Raw genomic sequence first — 6,000 nt, 5'->3', positions numbered from 1 at the left:
TCAGGAAAACGGGAATAGCGGAAATGTTAGGAATGCTCTGAATAAGTTTCTGCACAGTCTGGCAGATGTTTTAATGTCTGCAATTGAACCGAAATTCACATTCTTTCAAGCGTAGACAGAACGATTCTTTCCTTATTCCACAGGATTTGAGTCAATATATTTCCTTGACAGTCGGAACAGTAGTTTAGCATTTCTAGATTTACGATTACTGATTAGCTGCTATACTCAGGATACAATGTCTGCTGAAAACGAAATATTCATTGTTTGCGCTGTTGATAATCCTTATGCAATGATGGCCACCACTATGATTAAGTCCTTGGAGCACAACCATCAAAGTCACGAAGGAATTCAGATTTGTATTATCAACAACGGTCTGACAAAAAGGAGTCAAAGGAAGCTCGTAAGTTCAATTCACTCACCAAAGATTACAATAGATTGGCTAAATGTAAATGAAGAATACATTATCCAATTGGGCTTGGGTGAATACTATGAATCGCTAACCACACATTATTATAGATTATTAATTCCTTACCTAGTTCCCGACACAGTATCTAAGGTGATTTACTTGGATTGTGACTTATTAGTGCTGGAAGATATCGGTAAACTTTGGCGACAAACCTTTGACGACAATGTTATTCTTGCGATCCAAGATTCTAGAATCAAGTTTGTATCCTGTTCTTGGGGAGGAATTAATAACTATAGAGAACTTGGGATGGACGGCAAGACTAAATTCTTTAATACTGGCGTTCTTTTGATAGATCTCAAGAAATGGAGAGAAGAAGACATAAGTGAAAAAGTGATCAGGTGTGATGAGGAGAATAGAAAACATGTAAAATATTGGGACCAGTATGGACTTAATGTCGTCCTGAAAGACAGGTGGAGGGAACTCGATCCACGCTGGAATCAATTTCCTGAGACCTTGGACGTTAATCCCTACATAATGCATTTTGTCGGTAAGAAGCCAATCGACTGGATGTACGATGGCAATTACAAGAATTTGTTTTTAGAGTATTTAAGTATGACGAAATGGAGTCTCTATGAACAAGGTCCGTTCATCAAACTGACAAAGAAATTGTTGTCTACGGTAGGCTTTAGATAGCTTTCCCGAATACTAAAGGCCTTTCCAAGCTATTTATAACATTAATAATAACAGATAATTCTAGATGTTTCCTTTCTGAAAGTATACAATCTCGTACTCGACCTTGAAATTATTTTGCGTATCAATTGTTAAGGATCAATCTTAGATGTGTGGTATCTGCGGATATTGGGATAGTTCGAAATCATTGGGTGCTGAGGAACTTTCGACTAATGTCCGCAAGATGTCGAATAGTCTAATTCATCGAGGCCCGGACGATGAGGGAATATGGGTTGATGAGGAAGTAGGCATTGCTTTAGGGAATCGACGGTTGTCAATTATTGACCTTTCATCTGAAGGTCACCAACCGATGCTGTCGGCAGATGGTCGATACGTCATTGCTTACAATGGTGAAATATACAACTTTAGAGATCTTCGAAAAGATTTGGAAAAGCTAGGCCATCATTGTCGAGGTCATTCTGATACCGAAGTAATGCTTGCCTCATTCTGCGAATGGGGAGTTCAAGAATCCGCTAAGAGATTCAATGGTATGTTCGCGTTTGCATTGTGGGATCGGGTGGAGAGAATCTTGCATTTAGGCCGGGACAGGATTGGAGAAAAACCGCTCTATTATGGTTGGCAGAATGGTACCTTTTTGTTTGGTTCAGAACTCAAGGCACTTAAGGCCAAACCGGGATTCCGGGCTGAAACTGACAGGAATGCTCTCACTCTATACCTTCGGTACAACTATATTCCAGCGCCATATTCCATCTATCAAAACATACATAAATTACTTCCAGGTCATCTCTTGACAATTTCTTCATCTTCTAGTGAACCTGAACCATTGTCATACTGGTCTGCTAGGACTCTTGTTGAGTCTGGTTTGAACCATCCTTTCAAAGGTACAGATTCTGACGCAATTTCTGAACTCGATTCCCTCTTAAGAGACAGTATAAAATTACGCATGATATCTGATGTACCCTTGGGAGCATTTCTTTCAGGAGGAGTGGATTCTTCCACCATAGTAGCTCTCATGCAAGCTCAGAGTAATCAACCCGTGAAGACCTTTACAATTGGATTTCACGAGGACAGCTACAACGAGGCCCAATATGCAAAAACTGTGGCTGAACATCTGGGAACCGATCACACTGAATTTTATCTTACTCCGAAGGAAACGATGGATGTAATTCCTAGACTGCCTAGTCTATACGATGAGCCGTTTTCGGATTCATCCCAAATTCCCACTTTCTTGATATCACAGCTTGCAAGACAACGAGTAAAAGTCGCTCTGTCAGGAGATGGTGGGGATGAGCTTTTTGCGGGATACAGTCGCCACTTGTGGGGAAATAGTTCCTGGAAAAGACTTAACTGGATCCCACAATTTTTGCGAAGGAGAATTGCTTCTATCATGAAGCGCTTATCTGTTGGAAGTGTGGATAGTATTTACGAAAACTTGGAGTTTTTATTGCCGGAAAGCCTAAAACTATCTCATCCTGCTGAGAAAATACGCAAATTGTCTGATGTCTTAGACATAAGTGAACCCGCAGGTCAATACAGGCGCCTCGTTTCAAATTGGGCATATCCCAAAGCCGTGGTAGCAGGTGCGAAAGAACCTTCTACAATAATAAATGATGACCAACTATGGCAAGATTTCCCCGATGTCGTGCAAACCATGATGTATCTGGATTTAGTGACATATCACCCGGATGATATCTTGGTTAAGCTAGATAGGGCCAGCATGGGTGTAAGTCTGGAAGCACGCGAACCCTATCTAGATCATAGAGTGGTAGAATTTGCCTGGCGGGTGCCTCTTTCTTTGAAGATTCGAGAAGGTCAGGGGAAGTGGTTGTTGCGACATGTCTTATATCAATATGTTCCTCCAGACGCAATTGAAAGACCCAAAACAGGGTTTGAAGTACCCATAGACAAATGGCTACGTAATCCTTTGCGGGATTGGGCCGAATCTTTGCTGGACAGAGCTTGTCTGAAGCAACAAGGGTACTTTAACCCCAATCCCATCCACCAGAAGTGGCGGGAACATCTTGACGGAAAACGGAACTGGCAATACCAGCTGTGGAACATCTTGATGTTTCAATCATGGTTGGAAAGTGAAAAGCAATAGCTATCTGAGAATTTCGCTTATTCTCTATGGTAATCAAACTTGTCATATGCATACAACATTTGGATTTGTCAAATGCTTAGGGAGATGGTTACCTTGCCCCAGATAACTGTCTTGATGCCAGTTCATAATGGTGAGAAATACCTGCGTGAAGCCATCGACAGCATAATAAATCAGACCTACACGGATTTTGAGTTCCTAATAATCAACGACGGCTCCACCGACTCAAGCAGGGACATTATTCTTTCCAGTGACGATCTGCGCATAAGACTTGTTGATAATGATGAGAATATGGGGTTGACGAAGTCACTCAATAAGGGAATAAGGCATGCCGCTGGTGAATATATTGCAAGGCAGGATGCTGACGACGTTTCGTACCCCAAACGTCTCGAAAAGCAAGTCAGATTTCTCGAAAGAAATCGGGATCACGCGGCAGTTGGCTCTTGTATTCACATAATAAATAAGAAATCAAAAATCAAAGGAACGTTGAGGAAACCTCTAGAAAGTGATTTAATCAGTGAAACTCTTCAAAAAAACAATTGTATTGCTCATGGATCTGTTTTGATGAGAAAAAATGGTTTATTAGAAGTTGGTCTATACGATGAATCCATAGATGTTGCTCAGGATTATGATCTTTTCATAAGGTTATCGGAAAAATTCAAACTGGCTAATCTTCCTGATATTTTATACGGATGGAGAAATCGAAAGGGAAACATTTCAAATGAACGCAGACAATTACAGAGACTCTATAATAAGATTATTCAGGACAGAGCCTGGAGCAGACAACATTCAAGATTGAACGAAGGTAGGATGGATTTACATAACAAAGACATGATGGAAGTCAGTTCCAATCCTAGATTCTCCGTTCTAATGGCAAATTACAATAATGCAGAATTTATGAGTGAAGCAATCAGGTCCATTGTTGACCAGACATTTAGGAACTGGGAGTTGATCATCATGGATGATTGTTCAACAGATAATTCTATTCAAGTTATAAAACGTTTTTCGACTGATAAACGAATTCGACTACTAGAAAATTCATCAAATATTGGCTATACTAAAACGTTGAATAAATTAGTCTCTAAATCTAGGGCCCCTGTTTTTGGAATATTTGACAGTGATGATGTGTTGACTGTTGATGCTCTGGAGGTTATGTACAGAGCTCACATTGAAAATCCGAACTGTGGATTCCTATACTCTCAATTTCTTTACTGCGATCAGCAACTGAACCCTGTACAAGAAGGATTTTGCCGCGATATTCCTCCCCAATCAACAAATCTTAAAGGATATTTTTCTAGTGCGTTCAGAACATTCAAAAAACCGGTCTACTCCAGGACTGATGGTTTTAATGAAAGATTCCTATACGGCCAAGATCGTGATATCATTTTCAAAATGGAGGAGGTAACTGATATTATGTTTGTCGACAGGGTATTGTACAAGCACAGAATCTTACCAAAGTCGCACTCAAATGATCCTTCCAAAAAAAAAGTAGGTCATTTGTGTCATATCCTTGCTAAATACGATGCATACCAACGTCGTCTTAATACTGAGATACCAAACCTGAATAGGTTTGAAATTAGCACTGAGCTTTTCATTGGATTTCTTGTCTCACTTAGGATAAAATCATTTAAGGAGGCAGCACTCTGCATTTCCAGATGCTTGAGCATCAATCCACTAATTCTTCTTACAATATGGGTTTATGTATTCAAGAGATTTCTTAATAAGATTGAGGGAAAATTGTATCCTGACTCAAGTTTTCAGTTCCCAAATATCTGCTAGGATTGCCATCCTTGTGGTACCTGGAATACTAGAATTAATATGAAATCATAAGTGGCACTCCATGGTGTGCTAAACTGAAAATGAAAGGGAAAGTCAATAGATTATACTGGGCAGAGTGGTACCTTTTCAAGTGCCCACAGCTGGCATATGATAAAGTACTCCATGATAGTCTAAGGAGCGTGCTGTCTTGAAATGGGCGAATAGAGTTTGCAGTGCCGCCGGCTGATTAGTTCATTCAGGGATAACCTGGTACTTACCATTTTCACAACCACTACCGATTCTCAGCTGTTCAGACATAATATTGTTGAAGACACACCGGTCTATCGTATTCATGTAAAGAATGGCGAAATGTGCTCTATGTTGAATGCGGATTAGCAATTCGTTTTCTAGTTCATGTGGCTGCGTAAAGGATTTGACATAGTCTATTTTCATGGCTTTGTGCGTAAGTCAGTGGCTTTGGTCAAGGCTGATTGTTTTGTTGGCCCAGGTCCCGCTTCATGAAACTTTGTAAGACTTCAGAACTTCCGTAGGATCGATTTCGCTTCGTTTCTGATGGAACAACGTAAGCAAGGTCAGATCGGTCAGTAGAGATGATAAAATGGCAATGAAGACAAGATTTGCTTTGCCACAGGAACTGTCGCTAATTCTCTTTGTGGGACATTTCTTTCAGAGAAATGTCATGAGATCTTGACGGTCATCTTTTTGAGCATAGCTTATAGATCTTAATATGAAGAGAAATCAGATATCTCTTCTGTTACTCCTGCTATTGGTTCTCCTACTATTGACAGTATACCTACCATATGTTCTTAAAGGTGGTTTTGGTCCGGCTGACGATCTTGCTAACATCGGCAATAGAGGTGGAAATATCCTGCAGGAATTCAGGGCGAATATTTCTCTCGTGAATTTTGCTGCTCGACCTATTTACGTCTTTTCCCTTACTAGTATCCTTATTCTGTTCAACAACAATCCAACTCTATATATCGTTTTGCAACTGGTGATCTGGTTCACAGCAGTAGCTCTCTTGTTT

Annotated in this window: 3 protein-coding genes; all 3 read left to right on the top strand. The window is 40.2% G+C overall.

Going from position 1 to position 6,000, the window contains the following annotated elements; genetic code table 11:
- Window positions 1-235: 235 nt before the first annotated feature.
- The 3 genes from V3U24_11515 to V3U24_11505 all read left to right on the top strand — a co-directional run bounded on the left by V3U24_11515 (window position 236) and on the right by V3U24_11505 (window position 4,973).
- Window positions 236-1,099: a glycosyltransferase family 8 protein gene (locus V3U24_11515; protein MEE9168070.1), complete on the top strand. Its 864-nt coding sequence runs from the start codon at window positions 236-238 to the stop codon at window positions 1,097-1,099.
- 145 nt (window positions 1,100-1,244) lie between these two features.
- Window positions 1,245-3,197: an asparagine synthase (glutamine-hydrolyzing) gene (gene asnB / locus V3U24_11510; GenBank protein ID MEE9168069.1), complete on the top strand. Its 1,953-nt coding sequence runs from the start codon at window positions 1,245-1,247 to the stop codon at window positions 3,195-3,197.
- 72 nt (window positions 3,198-3,269) lie between these two features.
- Window positions 3,270-4,973: a glycosyltransferase family 2 protein gene (locus V3U24_11505; protein MEE9168068.1), complete on the top strand. Its 1,704-nt coding sequence runs from the start codon at window positions 3,270-3,272 to the stop codon at window positions 4,971-4,973.
- Window positions 4,974-6,000 lie beyond the last annotated feature (1,027 nt).

The sequence above is a fragment of the Candidatus Neomarinimicrobiota bacterium genome, assembly GCA_036476315.1.
In the GTDB taxonomy this organism is placed as follows: Bacteria; Fidelibacterota; Marinisomatia; order Marinisomatales; family S15-B10; genus JAZGBI01.
The sequence above is the reverse complement of the archived record's forward strand: the minus strand, read 5'-3'. Positions and strand labels throughout refer to the sequence as shown.

Excerpts from the sequence above, each read along its gene's own strand:
- V3U24_11515 (MEE9168070.1), top strand. The coding sequence starts at position 236 with ATGTCTGCTGAAAACGAAATATTCATTGTTTGCGCTGTTGATAATCCT.
- asnB (MEE9168069.1), top strand. The coding sequence starts at position 1,245 with ATGTGTGGTATCTGCGGATATTGGGATAGTTCGAAATCATTGGGTGCT.
- V3U24_11505 (MEE9168068.1), top strand. The coding sequence starts at position 3,270 with ATGCTTAGGGAGATGGTTACCTTGCCCCAGATAACTGTCTTGATGCCA.